General features: G+C 74.3%; 15 protein-coding genes and 1 pseudogene. 5 read left to right on the top strand and 11 right to left on the bottom strand.

Annotation, left to right across the window (positions count from 1 at the left end; genetic code table 11):
* Positions 1 to 547 precede the first annotated feature (547 nt).
* From NX794_RS35395 to NX794_RS35385, 3 genes are all read left to right on the top strand, one after another.
* Positions 548 to 2,350, top strand: coding sequence for a glycoside hydrolase family 15 protein (locus NX794_RS35395; RefSeq protein ID WP_258783820.1), 1,803 nt, complete (start codon positions 548 to 550; stop codon positions 2,348 to 2,350).
* Positions 2,351 to 2,419: 69 nt separating this feature from the next.
* A complete protein-coding gene (locus NX794_RS35390; RefSeq protein ID WP_258783818.1) occupies positions 2,420 to 3,802 on the top strand; it encodes an FAD-binding oxidoreductase in 1,383 nt (460 codons plus the stop codon).
* 49 nt (positions 3,803 to 3,851) lie between these two features.
* On the top strand, positions 3,852 to 5,504 hold the full coding sequence (locus NX794_RS35385) for a PucR family transcriptional regulator (RefSeq protein ID WP_258783817.1): 1,653 nt from the start codon (positions 3,852 to 3,854) through the stop codon (positions 5,502 to 5,504).
* Here NX794_RS35385 and NX794_RS35380 read toward each other — a convergent pair whose 3' ends face one another.
* The 5 genes from NX794_RS35380 to NX794_RS35360 all read right to left on the bottom strand — a co-directional run bounded on the left by NX794_RS35380 (position 5,505) and on the right by NX794_RS35360 (position 10,742).
* Entirely contained in the window at positions 5,505 to 6,638 is a 1,134-nt protein-coding gene (locus NX794_RS35380) for a glycosyltransferase family 4 protein (protein ID WP_258783816.1), read from the bottom strand.
* 255 nt (positions 6,639 to 6,893) lie between these two features.
* Positions 6,894 to 8,636, bottom strand: a complete 1,743-nt coding sequence (gene recN / locus NX794_RS35375) for a DNA repair protein RecN (RefSeq protein ID WP_258783815.1) — start codon at positions 8,634 to 8,636, stop codon at positions 6,894 to 6,896.
* Positions 8,637 to 8,675: 39 nt separating this feature from the next.
* The gene (locus NX794_RS35370) at positions 8,676 to 9,593 is read right to left on the bottom strand and encodes an NAD kinase (protein ID WP_258783814.1); all 918 of its coding nucleotides are present in this window, start codon (positions 9,591 to 9,593) and stop codon (positions 8,676 to 8,678) included.
* Complete coding sequence (locus tag NX794_RS35365) at positions 9,590 to 10,405, bottom strand: TlyA family RNA methyltransferase (RefSeq protein WP_258783813.1); 816 nt, start codon at positions 10,403 to 10,405, stop codon at positions 9,590 to 9,592. Before NX794_RS35365 ends, NX794_RS35370 begins: the two co-directional genes overlap by 4 nt.
* 7 nt (positions 10,406 to 10,412) lie before the next feature.
* Entirely contained in the window at positions 10,413 to 10,742 is a 330-nt protein-coding gene (locus NX794_RS35360; protein ID WP_258783812.1) for a hypothetical protein, read from the bottom strand.
* Positions 10,743 to 10,784: 42 nt separating this feature from the next.
* Between NX794_RS35360 and NX794_RS35355 the strand changes: the two genes are divergently transcribed.
* On the top strand, positions 10,785 to 11,132 hold the full coding sequence (locus tag NX794_RS35355) for a sterol-binding protein (RefSeq protein WP_258783811.1): 348 nt from the start codon (positions 10,785 to 10,787) through the stop codon (positions 11,130 to 11,132).
* Here NX794_RS35355 and NX794_RS35350 read toward each other — a convergent pair.
* The 4 genes from NX794_RS35350 to NX794_RS35335 all read right to left on the bottom strand — a co-directional run bounded on the left by NX794_RS35350 (position 11,116) and on the right by NX794_RS35335 (position 15,138).
* Positions 11,116 to 11,964, bottom strand: coding sequence for an ABC transporter ATP-binding protein (locus tag NX794_RS35350; RefSeq protein ID WP_258783810.1), 849 nt, complete (start codon positions 11,962 to 11,964; stop codon positions 11,116 to 11,118). The genes NX794_RS35355 and NX794_RS35350 overlap by 17 nt on opposite strands.
* Entirely contained in the window at positions 11,961 to 13,007 is a 1,047-nt protein-coding gene (locus NX794_RS35345) for a FecCD family ABC transporter permease (protein ID WP_258783809.1), read from the bottom strand. The genes NX794_RS35350 and NX794_RS35345 overlap by 4 nt, the downstream gene beginning before the upstream one ends.
* The gene (locus tag NX794_RS35340; protein WP_258783808.1) at positions 13,004 to 14,047 is read right to left on the bottom strand and encodes a FecCD family ABC transporter permease; all 1,044 of its coding nucleotides are present in this window, start codon (positions 14,045 to 14,047) and stop codon (positions 13,004 to 13,006) included. The genes NX794_RS35345 and NX794_RS35340 overlap by 4 nt, the downstream gene beginning before the upstream one ends.
* A gap of 62 nt (positions 14,048 to 14,109) precedes the next feature.
* Positions 14,110 to 15,138: an HAD hydrolase-like protein gene (locus NX794_RS35335; RefSeq protein ID WP_258783807.1), complete on the bottom strand. Its 1,029-nt coding sequence runs from the start codon at positions 15,136 to 15,138 to the stop codon at positions 14,110 to 14,112.
* Between the two features lie 73 nt (positions 15,139 to 15,211).
* Here NX794_RS35335 and NX794_RS35330 point away from each other — a divergent pair, with 73 nt between their 5' ends.
* Positions 15,212 to 16,495, top strand: coding sequence for a DUF1015 domain-containing protein (locus NX794_RS35330; protein WP_258783806.1), 1,284 nt, complete (start codon positions 15,212 to 15,214; stop codon positions 16,493 to 16,495).
* 70 nt (positions 16,496 to 16,565) lie between these two features.
* Here the strand turns inward: NX794_RS35330 and NX794_RS35325 are convergent, their stop codons facing one another.
* The gene (locus NX794_RS35325; protein ID WP_258783819.1) at positions 16,566 to 17,300 is read right to left on the bottom strand and encodes a hypothetical protein; all 735 of its coding nucleotides are present in this window, start codon (positions 17,298 to 17,300) and stop codon (positions 16,566 to 16,568) included.
* A pseudogene (locus NX794_RS35320) lies at positions 17,192 to 17,943 on the bottom strand (hypothetical protein); the annotation flags it as partial. The pseudogene NX794_RS35320 and the gene NX794_RS35325, both read right to left, overlap by 109 nt.

The following is a 17,943-nucleotide window of genomic DNA, read 5'->3' as shown; positions in this document are numbered from 1 at the left end:
CGTAGATTTCGGCGGCATGGCCAAGAGGGGGCTCCCGTGGTCGCGATCTGTCGTGCGGTGCGGCGTCCGGCCCGGAGATCTCCGGGGGTGCCGTCGCTGCGGTTCGGGGGTTTGGGGCCCACCGGTCCACGGGCTACCAGGGTATCAGCGCCTGGAGGGGATGGCTTCCGGCCACGCTCCGCGCCCGGCCGGACACCCGCAGGTGACACACGTGTCACCACGGCACGCCCTGGTCACATGTTTCTTACCCGGTGCTCACTCGTTCGGCCCACACGGGTTGCCCGGAGCGGCACGCAGATCATCTACGTGCGTCGTATCCTGCTCGGACATTGGCTGCCGAGCCCGGCCGGAACGACGGCACACCCCCGCCACCATCACCCGGAACAACGAGAGCGCGGCAGTTCGTTGAGCAAGGACTGTCGTTTTGCCTCAGGGCTCGGCGGGCTGATTGGCTTCACCGCTCAACGACGCACAACAACGACCCCTTGACCGCATCAGCGACAGCCCCCTGCGCGGGGGTGACGTGGCCGTTCGACTGGAGTTGCACGTGGCCGGGCGCATCGAAGACTACGCACTCATCGGAGACATGCAGACCGCCGCACTGGTCTGCCGGGACGGCACGGTGGACTGGCTGTGCCTGCCCCGCTTCGACTCGCACGCCGTCTTCGCCGGCCTGCTGGGCACCGAGGAGCACGGCTTCTGGCGGCTCGGCCCGGCCTACGCGGCCGACGCGGAGCCGCCCGCGGCCGCCCGCCGCTGCTACCGGGGCGACTCGCTGATCCTGGAATCGGAGTGGGACACCCCGCGCGGCACGGTCCGCGTGACCGATTTCATGCCCCCGCGTGACGGGGCGCCGCAGCTGATCCGGATCGTGGAGGGCATCAGCGGCCGGGTCCCGATGCGCTCGGCCCTGCGGATGCGGTTCTCCTACGGCCGGGTGGTGCCCTGGGTGCACAAGCACGAGGGCCGCACGGTGGCGGTCGCCGGGCCCGACAGTGTGTGGTTCGACACGGAGGCCGAGACCTACGGCAAGTCACTGACCACGTACGCGGACTTCACCGTCGCACCGGGTGACCGGATCGCGTTCACGATCTCGTGGGAGCCCTCGCACAAGCAGCCGCCCGCGCTGCCCGAGCCCGAGCAGTCGCTGCGGGCGACGGAAAACTTCTGGCGCGACTGGGTCGAGCACTGTACGTACCACGGCCCCTACCGCGAGGCCGTGGTCCGCTCGCTGATCACCCTGAAGGCCCTCACCTACGCCCCCACCGGCGGCATCGTCGCCGCCCCCACCACCTCGCTGCCCGAGGACATCGGCGGCGTGCGCAACTGGGACTACCGCTACACCTGGCTGCGGGACGCGGCGATCACCCTGTCCTCGCTGCTGCGCACGGGCTACCGCGAGGAGGCCCGTGCCTGGCGCGAGTGGCTGCTGCGCGCGGTCGCCGGCGACCCGGAGAACCTCCAGATCATGTACGGCATCGCCGGTGAGCGCGAGCTGGGCGAGGCCGAGCTGGACTGGCTGCCGGGCTACGAGAACTCCGCCCCGGTCCGGGTCGGCAACGGCGCGGCCCACCAGCTCCAGCTCGACGTGTACGGCGAGGTCACCGAGGCCCTGCACCTGGCGCACATGACGGGGCTGGCCCGCAACGACTACGCCTCGCTGCTCCAGCTCAAGCTGATCCGCTACCTGGAGGACCACTGGCAGGAGCCGGACGAGGGCATCTGGGAGGTGCGCGGCCCGCGCCGGCACTTCGTGCACTCCAAGGTGATGGCCTGGGTCGCGGTGGACCGCACCATCAAGCTGATCGAGTCCGGGGACGCGGACGGCCCGCTGGAGCGCTGGAAGGAACTGCGCGACGACATCCACCGGGACGTCTGCGAGAAGGGCTACGACAAGGAGCGCAACACCTTCACGCAGTCCTACGGCTCCCAGGAGCTGGACGCCTCGCTGCTGCTGATCCCGCAGATGGGCTTCCTGCCGCCGGACGACAAGCGGGTGATCGGCACCATCGAGGCCATCCAGCGCGAGCTGTCCACCTCGGACGGGTTCATCCTGCGCTACCCCACCGAGGGCCAGAGCGAGGGCGTCGACGGCCTGCCCGGCGACGAGGGCGCCTTCCTCGCGTGCTCGTTCTGGATGGCGGACGACCTGGCGATGATCGGCCGCGTGGACGAGGCCCGCAGGCTCTTCGAGAAACTCCTCGCCCTGCGCAACGACCTCGGCCTGCTCGCCGAGGAATGGGACCCGCGCCTGCAACGCCAGGTCGGCAACTTCCCGCAGGCCTTCAGCCACGTCCCGCTGATCGACACGGCGCTGCGGCTGACGGCCTCGGGGGCGTACGGCGGCTGAGGACCCGGTACGGCCGTGTCCCGCCTAGGCTGAAACCAGATACTCCCCCCGTGCGGAAAGGGGGCGGCCATGGCTTCCCCTTCGAAGGCGCGCGCGGCCCTCGCCGCGCTGCGCGAGGAACTGGTCGGTGACGTGTTCGCCCCGGCGGACGCGGGCTACGACGAGGCCCGGGCCGTCTTCAACGCGAGGGTCGACCGGCGTCCGGCGGTGATCGCGCAGTGCGCGGACGCGACGGACGTGGTGCGGGCCGTGCGGTTCGGGCGGGAGCTGGACCTGCCGGTCGCGGTGCGCGGCGGCGGCCACGGCGTCGCCGGGACCGCGCTGGGCGACGGCGCGCTGGTGGTGGACCTGCGCCGGATGCACCGGGTGAGCGTCGATCCGGCGGCGCGGGCGGTCCGGGTCGAGGGCGGTGCCCTGATGAGCCATCTCGACCGGGCCACCGAGCCGTACGCCCTCGCGACCACCGGCGGCCGGGTCTCCACCACCGGGGTCGGCGGCTACGTGCTGGGCGGCGGCAGCGGCTGGCTGGACCGGGCCTTCGGACTCGCCGTCGACAACCTCCTCGGGGTGGAGCTGGTGACGGCGGACGCCGAGCGGGTGCGCGCGAGCGCCGACGGCGACCCCGAGCTGTTCTGGGCGCTGCACGGCGGGGGCGGCAACTTCGGCGTGGCCACCGCGCTGACCCTGCGGCTGCACGCCCTGCCGGAGTTCTCCGTCGTCCTGCTGCTGTACCCGCCGCCCCTGGGCCCGGACGTGGTCCGGACCTTCCGCGAGGTCGTCCGCACCGGCCCCGACGAGGTGGGCGGCGCGGTGTTCTACCTCACCGGCCCGCCCGCCGGGTTCACGCCCCCGGAGCTGGTGGGCAGGCCGCTGTGCGCCGCCCTGCTGACCTACGTGGGCGGCGAGGACGACCTGCGCAAGCTCGCGCAGCCGCTGCTGGCGCTGCCGCACGAGGTGGAGCTGGCCGGGGACATGCCCTACGCGGACGCGCAGTGCCTGCTCGACGACCCGCCCGGGATGCGGAACCACTGGTCGGCGGAGTACCTGGACACGCTGCCGGACGAGGCGGTGGCCGCCTTCTGCGCCGGGGCCGACGGCATGCCCGTGCCGACCGGCAGCCGGCACACGCTGTTCCCGCAGGGCGGGGCGATCGCCGCCGGTCCGCACGCGTACCCGGTGCCGTACCGGGACGCGGCCTGGGCGGTGCACCCGTTCGCCCTCTGGGCGGACCCGGCCGACGACGAGCGGGCCCTCGCGTGGGTGCGGGACGTCCGCGCCGCGGTCCGGCCGTGGCGCACCGGCGCGGTGTACCTGAACTACATCGGCGACGAGGGCCCCGACCGGGTCCGGGCGGGCCTGGGCGCGGAGAACACCCTGCGCCTGGAGAAGGTCAAGCACCGCTACGACCCGGACAACGTGTTCCGCTTCAACCACAACATCCGGCCGCTGTAGCCGGCGGCCGCGCTGTCCTCGGGGCGTTTGCGCAGGTAGCGTCCGCTGCATGGACAGCGGCACGGAGAGCAGACTCGCCACGCAGGGCGCCGGGATCACCGTTCAGCGGGCGCTGGAGCTGCCCGGGCTGCGCAGCGGGCTGCCGGAGATCCTGGCCGGCGCCGACCGGCTGGGGCGGACGGTGCGCTGGGTGCACGCGGGCGAGGTGCCCAACATCGCCTCGCTGCTCAAGGGTGGGGAGCTGCTGCTGACCACCGGGTACGGCCTGGGCACCCGCCCCGCCGAGCAGCGGGCGTTCGTGCGCACCCTCGCCGAGCGCGGGATCGCCGCCCTGGTCGTGGAGCTGGGGCCGCGTTTCGCCCGGCTGCCCGCGGCCCTGGTGGACACCGCCCGGGGTGCCGGGCTGCCGCTGGTCCAGCTGCATCGCGAGGTGCCGTTCGTGACGGTCACCGAGGAGATCCACACCGAGATCGTCAACGGCCACTACGCGCTGCTCCAGCGGGCGGAGGAGGTGCACCGGCGCTGCACCGAGGCGCTGCTCGGCGGCGGCGGGGTGCCGCAGGTGCTGGGCATCCTGGCCGACTTCGGCGCCAACCCGGTCTTCCTGGAGACCGCCGACGGCCGGCTGCTGTACGCGGCCGGGTCGGGCCCGGAGGGCGCGGATCCGCTCCAGGTGTGGGAGGGGCTGCGCGGCCCGCACAAGGACGCCCCGCCGCCGGCCGGTTCGGTGCTGGTGGACGTCCCGGGCGGCGGCCCCGGTACGGCGGGCGCGGTGCGGGCCCGCCTGGTGCTGCTGCCGGTGCGCGGGCCGCTGGCGCCGGTGCACCGGATCGCCGCCGAGCGGGCCGCGGGCATCCTCGCCGTGGTGCTGATGCAGGCCCGGCAGGAGGAGGAGCTGGCGGCGCGCGGACGCGGGGACTTCCTCACCGATCTCGCCGAGGGCCGGATCGCGGCCGAGGACGCGCCCGCGCAGGCCCGGGTGCTCGGCTTCAAGCCCGGTGCGGGCCCGCTGCTGCCGGTGGTGATGCGGATCGGGGACGCGCTCTCCCCCGACGTCGGCGGCGGCTGGGCGGTGCTGGCCCGGGCGGTCTCCGAGGAGCTGGCCGCGGTGGGCGTGCCGGTGCTGTTGGGTGTACGGCCGCTGGAGGGCCGGGTGCTGGTGCTGCTCGGGCTGCGCGCGGAGGCGGAGCGGTCGACCGTCGCCGACCGGGTGGCGGCGGCGCTGCGCGCGGGTGTGGAGCGGGCCGCGATGCGGCGGCCGGGCGCCGCCCCGCCCGTGGTGGTCGTGGGGGTGCCCGGGGGCTGGGCGGCGGCGTCGGCGGGGCTGCGGCACGCGGCGGAGACGGCGGCGGCGGCCCAGGGGCTGACCGACCGGCCCTGGTACGACGCCCGCCGGCTCGACATCGACCTGCTGCTGTGGCGGCTGCGCGACCACCCGGACCTGGCCGCGTTCGTGGACCGCGCGATCGGCCCGCTGCGGGACCACGACCGCCGCTCCAAGCCGCCCCTGCTGCCGACCCTGGAGACCTACCTCGCGCACGCCGGCCGCAAGGCGGAGACGGCCCGGGAACTCCATCTGAACCGCCAGACGCTCTACAACCGCCTGGCCCGCATCGGCGAGCTGCTCGGCACCGACCTCGACGACCCGCAGACAGTACTGGCCCTGAGCCTGGCCCTGCGGGCCCGCCGGCACACGCCCTAGCTAGGCGAGCGGCCGAGGCTGGGTCAGCTCGTCGTAGACGCTGAGCACCTGGGCGACCGTCTCGTCCTCGGTCGGCCAGGTCGCTGTCTGCCGGGCGCCCCGCTCGCGCAGTTCCTCGCGGCGTCCGGGGTCGGCGAGGAGACGGACGACGGTGTCGGCGAGCGGGTGCGGGGCGCCGTAGGGGACCAGTTCGGCCGCGTCGCCGACGAGGTCGGGGATGCCGCCGACGCGGGTGGCGACCAGCGGCACGCGCGCGTGCAGGGCCTCCTGGGCGAGCACGGGCCGGGACTCCCAGCTGCTGGTGAGCAGCGCGAGGTCGGCGGCGGCGAGCAGTTCGGGCACGTCCTCGCGGTGGCCGAGGAGGCGGACCGGCAGCCCTTCCTCCTCGATCCGGCGCTGCAACTCGGGCCGCAGCGGGCCCTCGCCCGCGATCGCGACCAGGGGCACCGGGTCCAGGTCCCGCCAGGCGCGGGCCGCGTCCAGCAGGACGTCGTAGCCGCGGTGCCGGTCGAGGGAGCCGACGGCGAGCAGCAACGGGCGTCCGGTGGTGCCGAGTTCGGCCCTGATCTTGGGCCGCAGTCCCTCGGTGTCGTGCGCCGGCGACCGGTGCCGGCCCGGCAGCCCGACGGCCGCGAGCCGGGCGTCGCGGGCGCCGCCGCGGCGGGCCCGGTCCACCAGGTCGGAGCTGGTGCCGAGGACGACGGCCGCCGTCCTGACCACCCGGCGCTCCAGCATCCGCAGCAGGTGTGCCCGCGCGCCCTCGGCCCGGGCCCGGTTGTGCCAGGTGACCACCAGCGGTGTGGTGCGCCCGCCGAGGGCGAGGACGGTCCGGAAGGAGGCGTGCAGCCCGTGCGCGTGCACCAGGTCGGCGTCGGCGCAGACCGCCCGGAGCGCGGCCACCGACCCGGGGTCGCTGCTGCGCGGCACGTGCACGTGCTCGGCGCCGGCCCCGGTGAAGTCGTAGGCGCGGTCGGCCTCCACGGGGGCGCACACCGTGACCCGCACGCCCCGGGCGACGAGCCCCTCGGCCAGGGAGCGCACGTGCGCGCTGCTGCCGGCGTTGCCCCCGCCCAGCACCTGGACGGTGCGCAGCGCCGACGAGCCGTGCGGTGCGTTGCTGCTCACGGGGGTCACGGGGCCGGGGCTCCTGGTTCGGCGCGGGTGGTCACGAGGAAACGTACAGAAGGTAGCGGGCGCACGGGGGCGGACCCGCGTACCCCACGCGCCTCCCACACGGGCCGTGTTCCCGCCAAGCATGCCAGCAGACACCGCCGTTGCGGGAAACCCGGGCAGGCGCACGGGGCGGCGGGAGGGGGCAATGCGCCGGAGCACGTCACCCGTACGGGTGAGAGAACGCCCGGGCCGACCGAGGAGCGTGCGCCGGAGCGACTACAGGTCGGCCCGGGCTGTGGCCAGCAGTTCCTCGGCGTGGGCGCGGGCCGTCTCGGAGTCCTCCTGGCCGGCCAGCATCCGGGACAGCTCCCGGACCCGCTCCTCGCCCTCCAGGACCTTCACGCCGGACCGGGTGACGGACCCGTCGTTGGTCTTCTCCACCAGCAACTGCCGGTCGGCGAACGCGGCGACCTGCGGCAGGTGGGTGACCACGACGACCTGCGCGGTCCGGGCGAGCTTGGCCAGGCGGCGGCCGATCTCGACCGCCGCCTTGCCGCCGACACCGGCGTCCACCTCGTCGAAGAGATAGGTCGGCACCGGGTCGGTCCCCGCGAACACCACCTCCACGGCGAGCATCACGCGGGACAGCTCACCGCCGGACGCCCCCTTGGCGATGGGCCGGGGCGGCGCGCCGGGGTGCGGCGCGAGCAGCAGCTCCACCTCGTCGGCGCCCGAGGGCCCGTAGGCGACCGTGCGCCCGCCGACCTCGACGCCCTCGGGGTCCTCGGTCTGCCGGATGTCGAACGACACGCGCGCGTGCGGCATCGCCAGCGAGGCCAGCTCGGCGGTGACGGCGGCGGCGAACCGCTCGGCTGCCTCCGTGCGCGCGTCGGTCAGCGCCTGGGCGAGCCCGCCGAGGCCAGCGCGGAGGGCGTCGCGCTCGGCGGTCAGCTCGCCGATCCGCTCGTCGTCGCCGTCCAGCTCGGTGAGCCGGGCGGCGCTCTGCTCGGCCCAGGTGAGGACGGCGCCCACGTCGTCGCCGTACTTGCGGGTGAGGGCGGTCAGCGCGGCCCGGCGCTCCTCGACCGCGGCCAGCCGCAGCGGGTCGGCGTCCAGGTCGTCGGCGTAGCCGGCCAGCTCGCCGGCCACGTCGGTGAGCAGGATGCCGACCTCCCCGATCCGGTCGGCGAGCGCGGCCAGCGCCGGATCGTGGGACCGTACGGCCTCCAGGGCGCGGTGGGAGCCCGCGACGAGGGTGGTCGCGTCGATCCCCTCCGGGTCCTCGGGGTTGCCCGCGAGAGCGGCGTGCGCGGCCGTCGCTGCGGACGCCAGGGCCTCGGCGTGTCCCAGCCGCTCCGCCTCCTCGGCCAGCTCCACGTCCTCGCCGGGCCGGGGCTCCACGGCCGCGATCTCGTCCAGGCCGTAGCGGAGCAGGTCGGCTTCCTGGGCCCGCTCCCGCGCGCGGGTGGTGATCTCCTCCAGCTCGGCGGAGACGGCCCGCAGCCGGCGGTAGGCCTCGGCGTACTTGGCGAGCGGCACGGCGACGGCGTCGCCCGCGTACCGGTCGAGGGCGCCGCGCTGCCGGGACAGCTTGAGCAGGCCCTGCTGGTCGGTCTGCCCGTGCACGGCCACCAGTTCGTCGGCCAGCTCGGCCAGCAGCCCCACGGGCACGCTGCGCCCGCCCAGGTGCGCCCGGGAGCGGCCCTCGGCGGAGACGGTGCGGCTGATCAGCAGGGACCCGTCGTCCAGCTCGGCCCCGGCCTCCTCGGCGCGTACGGCCGCGGCGGCGTCCGCGGGCACGCTGACGCGTCCCTCCACGACCGCCCGGTCGGCCCCGATCCGCACCAGCGCCGGGTCGGCCCGGCCGCCGAGCAGCAGCCCCAGGCTGGTGACCACCATGGTCTTGCCCGCACCCGTCTCGCCGGTGACGGCTGTGAACCCCGGCGACAGCTCGACGACGGCATCGTCGATGACCCCGAGCGACCGTATCCGCATCTCCTCCAACACGGAACAGACCATACGAGGTCCGGGGCGCCCCGTGCACACAGGCCGCCCCTATCACTCCGTGGAGTGGTGCGGCGCCCCCCGCCATCCGGTGGTCGGCAGGGCGAACTTCGCCACGATCCGGTCGGTGAAGGATGAGTGGTGCAGCCGGGCCAGCCGCACCGGCACGGCCCCGCGCCGCACCTCCACGCGCGCGCCCGGCGGCAGCTCCACCGTGCGCCGGCCGTCGCACCACAGGACGCCCGGCGGGATGTGCGGCAGCACCTCCACGGCCAGCACCGAGTCCGGGGAGGTGACCAGCGGCTTCGCGAACAGCGCGTGCGCGCTGATCGGCACCATCAGCAGCGCCTCCACCTCGGGCCACACCACGGGCCCGCCGGCCGAGAACGCGTACGCCGTGGAGCCGGTCGGCGTGGACAGCACCACGCCGTCGCAGCCGAACCCGGTGACCGGCCGCCCGTCGATCTCCAGGACGACCTCAAGCAGCTTCTCGGCGCCCGCCTTCTGCACGGCCGCCTCGTTGAGCGCCCAGTCGGTGTGCACGATGTCACCGTTGCGGTGCACCACGACGTCGACGGTCATGCGCTCCTCGACCTCGTAGGAGCGCGCCACCACCCGGTCGACCACCCGGTCGAGGTCATCGCGCTCCGCCTCCGCGAGGAAGCCGACGCGGCCCAGGTTGACGCCGAGCATCGGCACCCCCGAGGCCCGCGCGAACTCGGCGCCGCGCAGCAGGGTGCCGTCGCCGCCCAGCACGATCAGCAGTTCGCAGCCGTCCAGGCACTGCGGGGTGGCCTCCTTGACCAGTCCCACCTCGTCCGGCAGCGGCAGATCGCGCGCCTCCTCCTCCAATACCCGCACCCCGATGCCGTGCCGCAGCAGCCCCTTGACGACGAGTTCCGCACTGCGGATCGCCGCGGGCCGGCCGGTGTGGGCCAGCAGGAAAACAGTTCGCGCCCGGTTCTGTGTCAACGCGGCCCCTCCGCCACTGCACGGTCGACGTCGGCCGGGTCCGGTGCCGGTGCCCCGGACCGCAGCCAGAGAAAGTACTCGACGTTCCCCGAGGGGCCGGGCAGCGGACTCGCGGTGACGCCCCGCACCCCGAGCCCCAGCTCCCAGGCCTTCTCGGCCACTCCCCGCACGGCCTCCGCCCGCAGCTGCGGACTCCGTACGACTCCCCCGCTGCCGAGGCGCTCCTTGCCCACCTCGAACTGCGGCTTGACCATCATCACCAGGTCGGCGTCCGGCGACGCGCACCGCGCCAGGGCGGGCAGCACCAGGCCGAGCGGGATGAAGGACAGATCGCCCACGACCAGGTCCACCGGTTTCCCGTCGATCGCCTCAAGCGTCAACTCACGTACGTTCGTACGGTCCTTGACGGTGACGCGTTCATCGCTCCGCAAGGTCCAGGCGAGCTGGCCGTACCCGACGTCCACGGCGACGACGTGGGCGGCGCCCGCGCGCAGCAGGACGTCGGTGAAGCCGCCGGTGGACGCGCCGGCGTCCAGCGCGCGCCGGCCCTCGACCACGAGCCCCCGAGGCACGAAGGCCGCCAGCGCCCCGGCCAGCTTGTGTCCGCCCCGGGAGACGTAGTCGGGGTCGCCGTCGTCGGAGCGGACCACGATCGCGGCGGCGGTCTCCACCTGGGTGGCCGGCTTGGTCGCGACGGCCTTGCCGACGGTGACCCGCCCGGCGGCGATGAGCTGGCTCGCGTGCTCGCGCGAGCGCGCGAGCTTCCGGCGGACCAGCTCCGCGTCGAGACGGCGGCGTGCGACTCCTGCCACGTTCGGTTCAGCTCCTGCTCTGGTACGAGGACGGGGGCGCCGGAGGTCCCGGGCGGGCGTCGAGCGCGGTGAGCGCGTCACGCAGCCCCCGGTGTACATCCTCGTACACCTCCACATGCCCGTCGGTGGCGAGGTGGTCGGCATCGGCCAGCCGCTCCAGCTGGGCGTCCACAGCCGCGTCACCGGTGGGGGTGCGCGGCACTCCCAGGGGGGCCGGGGCGGCCGGGGCGTCGCCGAACCCGGAACCGGCCTCGGGCGCGGCCTCGGGCGCGGCCTCGGGCGCGGATTCCGCTGCCGACCCTGCGGCGATCTCGGCCTCGGTCACGGACTCGCTCATGCCCAGACGCTACCGCGAACCCCTGGGGTACCGTCGGTGGCCATGGCCACGATCGAGGAGTGCCGGGCGGCACTGGGAAAGCTTTCGGACACCATGGGCGGGGCCGAGGGCGAGGTCCGCGCCGCCGCCGCGCTGGACCGCTCGGTGACCTGCCACATCACCGACCTCGACGTGACCTTCGCGGGCCGGATGACCGGTGGCCGGATCGAGGTGGACGACACCTTTCCGGGGCCGCCGCGCGAGCGGGCGCAGATCCGGCTCGCTCTGGCCGGCGACGACCTGGTGGCCCTGGTGGACGGCGAGCTGAACTTCGCCACCGCCTGGGGCGGCGGCCGGGTACGGCTGGAGGCGAGCCTGCTGGACCTGTTCCGGCTCAGGAAGCTGCTGTGACCCGCTGGGCCCGCGCCTTGCGGGCCGCCGGGACCACCAGCGGGGTGCCGGTCTCGGGGTCGTCGATCACCTGGCAGCGCAGCCCGAACACGGACTCCACCAGCTCGGCGGTCACGATGTCGTTCGGCGCGCCCTCAGCGATCACCTCGCCGCCGCGCAGCGCGATCAGATGGGTGGCGTAGCGGGCCGCGTGGTTGAGGTCGTGCAGCACCGCGACCAGGGTGCGGCCCTGGGTCTCGTGCAGCTCGGCGCACAGGTCGAGGACGTCGATCTGGTGCTGGATGTCGAGGTAGGTGGTCGGCTCGTCCAGGAGCAGCAGCGGGGTCTGCTGGGCCAGGGCCATGGCGATCCACACGCGCTGGCGCTGCCCGCCGGACAGCTCGTCCACGTACCGGTCGGCCAGCTCCGCGACCCCGGTCTGCCGCATGGACTCCTGGACGACCCGCTCGTCCTCGGCGGACCACTGCCGCAGCAGCCCCTGGTGCGGGTAGCGGCCCCGGCCGACCAGATCGGCGACCGTGATGCCGTCGGGCGCCACGGAGGACTGCGGCAGCAGACCGAGGGTCCGGGCGACCTTCTTGGCCGGCATCGACTGGATCGTCTGCCCGTCCAGCAGCACCCGGCCCTCGTGCGGCTTGAGCATCCGCGACAGCGCCCGCAGCAGCGTCGACTTGCCGCACGCGTTCGGGCCGACGATGACCGTGAAGGAGTTGTCGGGTATCTCCACCGACAGTTCCTCGGCGATCACCCGCTGGTCGTAGGCGAGGGTGACCTTCTCGGCGGACAGGCGGTTCACGGTGCTCCTAGGGGTGTTCGGGTGCGTGCCGCTCATATCCGGCCCGCCTTGCGCTCGGTGACCAGCAGCCACAGCAGATAGCAGCCGCCGAGGACGCCGGTGACCACGCCGACGGGCAACTGGTCGGCGCCGAAGGCACGCTGGGAGGCCCAGTCGGCGGCCACCAGCAGGGCCGCGCCCATGCACAGGGAGGGCAGCAGGTTGGGGCCCGGCGAGCGGGTCAGGCGCCGGGCCAGCTGCGGGGCGGTGAGCGCGACGAAGCCGACAGGTCCCGCGGCGGCGGTCGCGGCGGCGGTGAGCAGCACCGCGCACACCATGAGCAGCAGCCGGACCCGCTGCACCCGCACCCCGAGGGCGCCCGCGATGTCGTCGCCCATCTCCATCAGGCGCAGGCCCCGCGCGTTGACCAGGACCACCGGCACCAGGACCGCGCACAGCACGAGCAGCGGCCACACCTGGTCCCAGTCCCGGCCGTCGAGGGAACCGGTCATCCACACGACCGCGCGGGCCGCGTCGACCAGGTCGGCCTTGGTGAGCAGATAGCCGTTGACGGCGGTGACGACGGCGGCGACGCCGATGCCGACCAGCACGAGCCGGTAGCCGTGCACGCCCTGCTTCCAGGCGAGCAGATAGATGGCCACACCGGTGGCGAGACCGCCGATCAGCGCGCCCGCGGTGACCTGCCCCGCGCTGCCGCCCATCAGCACGATCACGATCAGCGCGCCGGCGGTCGAACCCTGCGAGAGGCCGAGCACGTCCGGACTGCCCAGCGGATTGCGGGAGATGGTCTGGAAGAGGGCACCGCCCAGCCCCAGCGAGGCACCGACCAGCAGACCCACGAGCACGCGCGGCAGCCGCAGTTCGTTGACGATGAAGTCCTGGTAGGCGGTGCCGTCCCCGGCGAGCGTCCGCAGCACGTCGGCGGCCGGTATCCGGGCGTCGCCGGTGCCGATCAGCGCGATCCCGGCGGCCAGCGCGGCCACCAGCAGCAGCACGACGACGGCCAGGGCGCGCACGTCCAGGCGCACGGAGAACCCGCCGGGGGCGCGCACGGCACGGCTCCTGGTGAGTGTCTTCACAACTGGGCCGTCCTCCGCCGTCGTACGAGAAAGATGAAGACCGGGCCGCCGATGACCGCGGTGACGATGCCGACCTGCAGCTCTGCGGGGCGGGCCACGATCCGGCCGACGACGTCGGCGCCAAGCAGCAGCACGGGCGACAGGACGGTGGCGTACGGCAGGATCCAGCGCAGGTCGGGTCCGGTGAAGGAGCGCACGACGTGCGGGACCATCAGCCCGACGAACATGATCGGACCGCACGCGGCGGTGGCCGCGCCGCACAGCAGCACGGCGGCCAGCATGGCCAGGGCGCGGGTGCGATGGAGATTCGCGCCGAGGGCGCGGGCGGTGTCGTCGCCCATCTCCACGGCGTTCAGCGGCCGGGCGAGACCGAGCGCGAGGAGGGTGCCGACGGCGAGGAAGGGCAGGACCTGGGTGAGGGTGGAGCCGGTGGCCGAGGCCAGCGAACCCACCGTCCAGAACCGCATCCGGCCCAGCGCCGCGTCATCAGTGATCATCACGGCCTGGAGATAGCCGTACAGGGCCGCGCTGATGGCCGTACCCGCGAGCGCGAGGCGCACCGGGGTGGCACCGCGGCTGCCGCCCAAGAACCACACCAGCGCGCCGACCGCGGCGGCACCGAGGAACGCGAACCACACGTAGCCGGTGAGGCTGGTGACACCGAAGTAGGTGATGGCGGTCACCACGGCCGCCGAGGCACCGGCGTTGATGCCGAGGAGCCCCGGGTCGGCCAGCGGATTCCGGGTCAGCGCCTGGAGCACCGCGCCCGCGAGACCGAGCGCGGCGCCGGCGAGCAGACCGAGGGCCGTCCGCGACAGCCGCTCGTCCACGACGACGTCGCCGTACGTCCCCGTGTCGTGGAACAGGCCGTGCCAGACCTGGTCCAGGGGCAGCGGCTTCGCGCCGATCGCGATGCTCGCCAGCGCGACGAGCGCCAGGACCGCGACGGAGAGCAGGAGACCGAGGGCCCGCACCGCCCGACGGCCGGGGGGCGCGGGTGCCGTCTTCGCGCACTGTTCCGGGGGACTGTCGACCAACACCCGGTTAGGTTAGCCTAACCGGTTCCGGTTCTCGATCCCCGGGGACGGCCGGAATCCGACGCTCACAGCCCCAGCCGGGCCAGCGCCTTTCCGCCGTCCAGCGTGCAGGAACCGTCCCCGGCCGCCGTCCAGGCCGCCGCGCACAGAGCCCGCAGACCGTCCAGCGCCGCGCCGTCGCCGTCCAGCTCCAGCCGGTCCGCGCCGGCGGTCGCCGTCCAGCCGCCGCAGCCGAAGCCCCGGCCCTCCTCGGTGATCTCCGGCTGCCCGGTGAGCAGCCCGCGCAGATCGGCGTCCACATACGTCGGCCGGTGCCGCGGCGGCGCGGCGAGCAGCTGAGGGCCGTCGGTGACACCGGTCAGCACCAGCAGCGAGTCCACCTCGCCGTTGAACGCGCCCTCGATGTCCGTGTCCAGCCGGTCCCCGACCACCAGCGGGCGCTCCGCCCCGGTCCGGATGATCGTCTCCTTGTGCATCGGCGGCAGCGGCTTCCCCGCGACCTGCGGCTCCTTGCCCGTGGCGATCCGCACCACCTCCACCGCCGCCCCATTGCCCGGCGCGATCCCCCGCCCGCTCGGAATCGTCAGGTCGGTGTTGGACGCGAACCACGGCACCCCGCGCGCCACCGCGTACGACGCCTCCGCGAACCGGCTCCACGTCAGGTCCGGACCGCCGTACCCCTGGACGACGGCCACCGGATCGTCGTCCGCCGACTCCACGGGGGTCAGCCCGCGCTCGCGCAGCGCCACCCGCAACCCCTCGCCGCCGATCACCAGAACCCGCGCACCGGCCGGCACCTGCTCGCCGATCAGCCGCGCCACGGCCTGCGCCGACGTGATCACGTCCTCGGCACCCGCCGGAACGCCCAGCTCACCGAGGTGCCCGGCCACCGCGTCCGGCGGCCGCAACGCGTTGTTGGTGACGTACGCCAGCCGCATCCCGCCCTCACGCGCCGCCGCCAGCGACTCCACCGCGTGCGCGATCGCGTCGCCGCCCGCGTACACCACCCCGTCGAGATCGAGCAGCGCCGTGTCGTACGCCTCGCTCAGGGCCTGCCCACTGCCCTCGGGCCTCGTCCTGACGCCTTGGCTCATATCCGCATCGCTCCTCGTAGACTCGCCTTTCCCCGATCATCCCGCATGCCGTCGGCACACGTACGATGCCGGGATGAACACTGCAGGTCACTCGGAAGCAACGGTGCCCCGGGGCCTGGAACTCACCCCGTTCCGCGGCCTCCGTTACGACCCCGACCGGGTCGGCAGCCTGGCCTCCGTCACCTCCCCGCCCTACGACGTCGTCGTGCGGCCCGACGGGGTGCACCACCTCCAGTCGGCGGACCCGCACAACATCGTCCGGCTGATCCTGCCCCAGGCGGACACCCCCGCCGCCCGCAACGAACAGGCGGCGGACACCCTGCGCCACTGGCTCGACGAGGGCGTTCTCGCCGCCGACCCCCGGCCCGCCCTGTACGTGTACGAGCAACGCGACGGCGACGGCCTGCTCCAGCGCGGCGTCATCGGCACCCTGCGCGTGACCGAGCCCGAGGAGGGCGTGGTCCTGCCGCACGAGGACGTCATGCCGCCCGTGGTCGCCGACCGCGCGGCCCTCATGCGCGCCACCCGCGCCAACCTGGAACCGCTGCTGCTGACCTACCACGGCGACGGCGGCGCCGCCGAGGTCGTCGAACGCACCGCGAAGAAGGTGCCGCTGCTCTCCACGATCACCGAGGACGGCTTCCACCACAGCCTGTGGTCCGTCACCGACCCCGCCGACCTGGCCCGGATCCGGTCCGACCTGGCCCACCAGCAGGCCCTGATCGCCGACGGCCACCACCGCTGGGCCACCTACCGGCTGCTGCGCACCGAGCACCCCTCCCCCAGCGCCTGGGACCACGGCCTGGTCCTGCTCGTGGACACCTCCCGCTACCCGCTGCGCGTCCGCGCCATCCACCGCCTGCTGCACCAGCTGCCGGTCGCCGATGCCCTCGCCGCCGTGGAGGGCCTGTTCCGGGTACGGCACCTCGACGTGCCGCTCGCCAAGGCCTTGGAGGTGCTGGCCGACGCGTCCTGCGCGGGCAACGCCTTCCTGCTGGCCGGCGACGGCGCCTTCCACCTGCTCGACCGCCCCGACCCGGACCTGCTGGCCCGCACGGTCCCCGCCGACCGCCCGGCCGCCTGGCGCTCCCTCGACGCAACCGTCCTGCACGCCACGCTGCTCGACCACGTCTGGCACATCCCCGAGGACTCCCCCGCGCACATCGCCTACATCCACGACACGGCGGCGACGGTCGAGAAGGCCGAGCGCGACGGCGGCACGGCCGTGCTCATGCACCCGGTCCACGAGGACGTCGTCCGCGACCTGGCCCGCCAGGGCGTCACGATGCCCCGCAAGTCGACGTCCTTCGGCCCGAAACCGGCGTCGGGCCTGGTGCTGCGGGCCCTGGAGATCTGAGGATCCAAGAGGCCGGACATGAGAGGGGGCAGGCACCGTGCGGTGCCTGCCCCCTCTCATGTCTCATGCCTTACTCGGCGCTCTCGTCCTGCGACTTCGCCTCGTCCTGCGGTGCGTCGTCACCCTCGTCGAGGGCGTCCACGAACTCGACGCCGTCCAGCTCGGCGAGCCGGTCGGAGGCGTCCGTGCTGCCGTCCCGGTCAGCCTCGACGGCCTTGGCGAACCACTCCCGCGCCTCACCCTCCCGGCCGGCGGCCAACAGTGCGTCGGCGTAGGCGTACCGCAGTCGCGCGGTCCACGGCTGCACGGAGTTGGAGGCCAGCTCCGGGCTCTGCAACGTCACGATGGCCGCGTCCAGCTGCTCCATGTCACGCCGGGCACCGGCCGCGACGAGCCGCATCTCGACCTGCCCCGCCTTGTCCAGCTTCTGCACCTCCGGGGCACCGGCCATGTCCAGCGCCTTCTCCGGCCGGCCGAGCCCGCGCTCGCAGTCGGCCATCACCGGCCACAGCTCCACACCGCCGGTCATCCGCCGGGCGGCCCGGAACTCCGCCAGTGCCTCGCTGTACTTCTGGTTCGCGTACGCGGCGAAGCCGGCGGCCTCGCGTACGGCGGCCACGCGGGACGCCAGACGCAGGGCCACCCTGGAGTAGCCGTACGCGCCCTCGGGGTCCTCGTCGATGAGCCGGGCGACCATCACCAGGTTCTTGGCGACGTCCTCCGCGAGCGTCTTGGGCAGGCTCTGGAGTTCCTGCCGGACGTCCTTGTCGATCTCCTCGCCGGTGACGTCCTCCGGGATCGGCAGCCGCTTGATCGGCTCACGGTCCCGGTCACGGTCGTCCCGGAAACGGCCACCGCCACGGCGGTCGTCCCGTCCGTCGCGTCCGTCGCGCCCGTCCCGCCCACGGAAGCCACCCGGCCGACCGCCACGGTCGTCGCGGCGGGGGCCACGGTCGTCCCGGCCGCGGAAGCCGCCACGGTCGTCGCGTCGGTCGTCGCGCCCGCGGAAGCCACCTCGGTCGCCGCCACGGTCATCCCGGCGATCGTCGCGGCGGAAGCCGCCACGGTCACCACGGTCGTCACGGCGGTCGTCGCGTCGGTCGTCACGGCGGAAGGGGGGACGGTCGCCCCGGTCGCGGTCGTCGCGGCGGAAGCCGCGGTCGTCGTCGCGGCGGTAGGACGGGCGGTCGTCGCGGCGGTCATCGCGCCGGTCATCGCGGCGGAAGCCGCCACGGTCGTCGCGGCGCTCGCCACGGTCGCGGTCATCGCGCTGGTAGCCCGGACGCGAACCACGGTCGTCACGGCCCCGGTAACCACCACGGTCGTCACGACGGTCATCCCGGCGATCGTCACGACGGTCATCACGGCGGAAGCCGCCACGGTCGTCGCGGCGCTCGCCACGGTCACGGTCGTCACGCCGACCGTAACCACCGCCACCCCCGCCACGG

Source organism: Streptomyces pyxinicus (genome assembly GCF_024753135.1).
GTDB classification, from domain to species: Bacteria; Actinomycetota; Actinomycetes; order Streptomycetales; family Streptomycetaceae; genus Streptomyces; species Streptomyces pyxinicus.
Note: the sequence above shows the minus strand (reverse complement) of the source record. Positions and strands in the feature narration are given on the sequence as shown.

Bases quoted from the DNA above. Each gene is read 5' to 3' on its own strand.
- NX794_RS35390 (WP_258783818.1), top strand. From the start codon at position 2,420: ATGGCTTCCCCTTCGAAGGCGCGCGCGGCCCTCGCCGCGCTGCGCGAG.
- NX794_RS35385 (WP_258783817.1), top strand. From the start codon at position 3,852: ATGGACAGCGGCACGGAGAGCAGACTCGCCACGCAGGGCGCCGGGATC.
- recN (WP_258783815.1), bottom strand. From the start codon at position 8,636: ATGGTCTGTTCCGTGTTGGAGGAGATGCGGATACGGTCGCTCGGGGTC.
- NX794_RS35360 (WP_258783812.1), bottom strand. From the start codon at position 10,742: ATGAGCGAGTCCGTGACCGAGGCCGAGATCGCCGCAGGGTCGGCAGCG.
- NX794_RS35355 (WP_258783811.1), top strand. From the start codon at position 10,785: ATGGCCACGATCGAGGAGTGCCGGGCGGCACTGGGAAAGCTTTCGGAC.
- NX794_RS35350 (WP_258783810.1), bottom strand. From the start codon at position 11,964: ATGAGCGGCACGCACCCGAACACCCCTAGGAGCACCGTGAACCGCCTG.
- NX794_RS35335 (WP_258783807.1), bottom strand. From the start codon at position 15,138: ATGAGCCAAGGCGTCAGGACGAGGCCCGAGGGCAGTGGGCAGGCCCTG.
- NX794_RS35330 (WP_258783806.1), top strand. From the start codon at position 15,212: ATGAACACTGCAGGTCACTCGGAAGCAACGGTGCCCCGGGGCCTGGAA.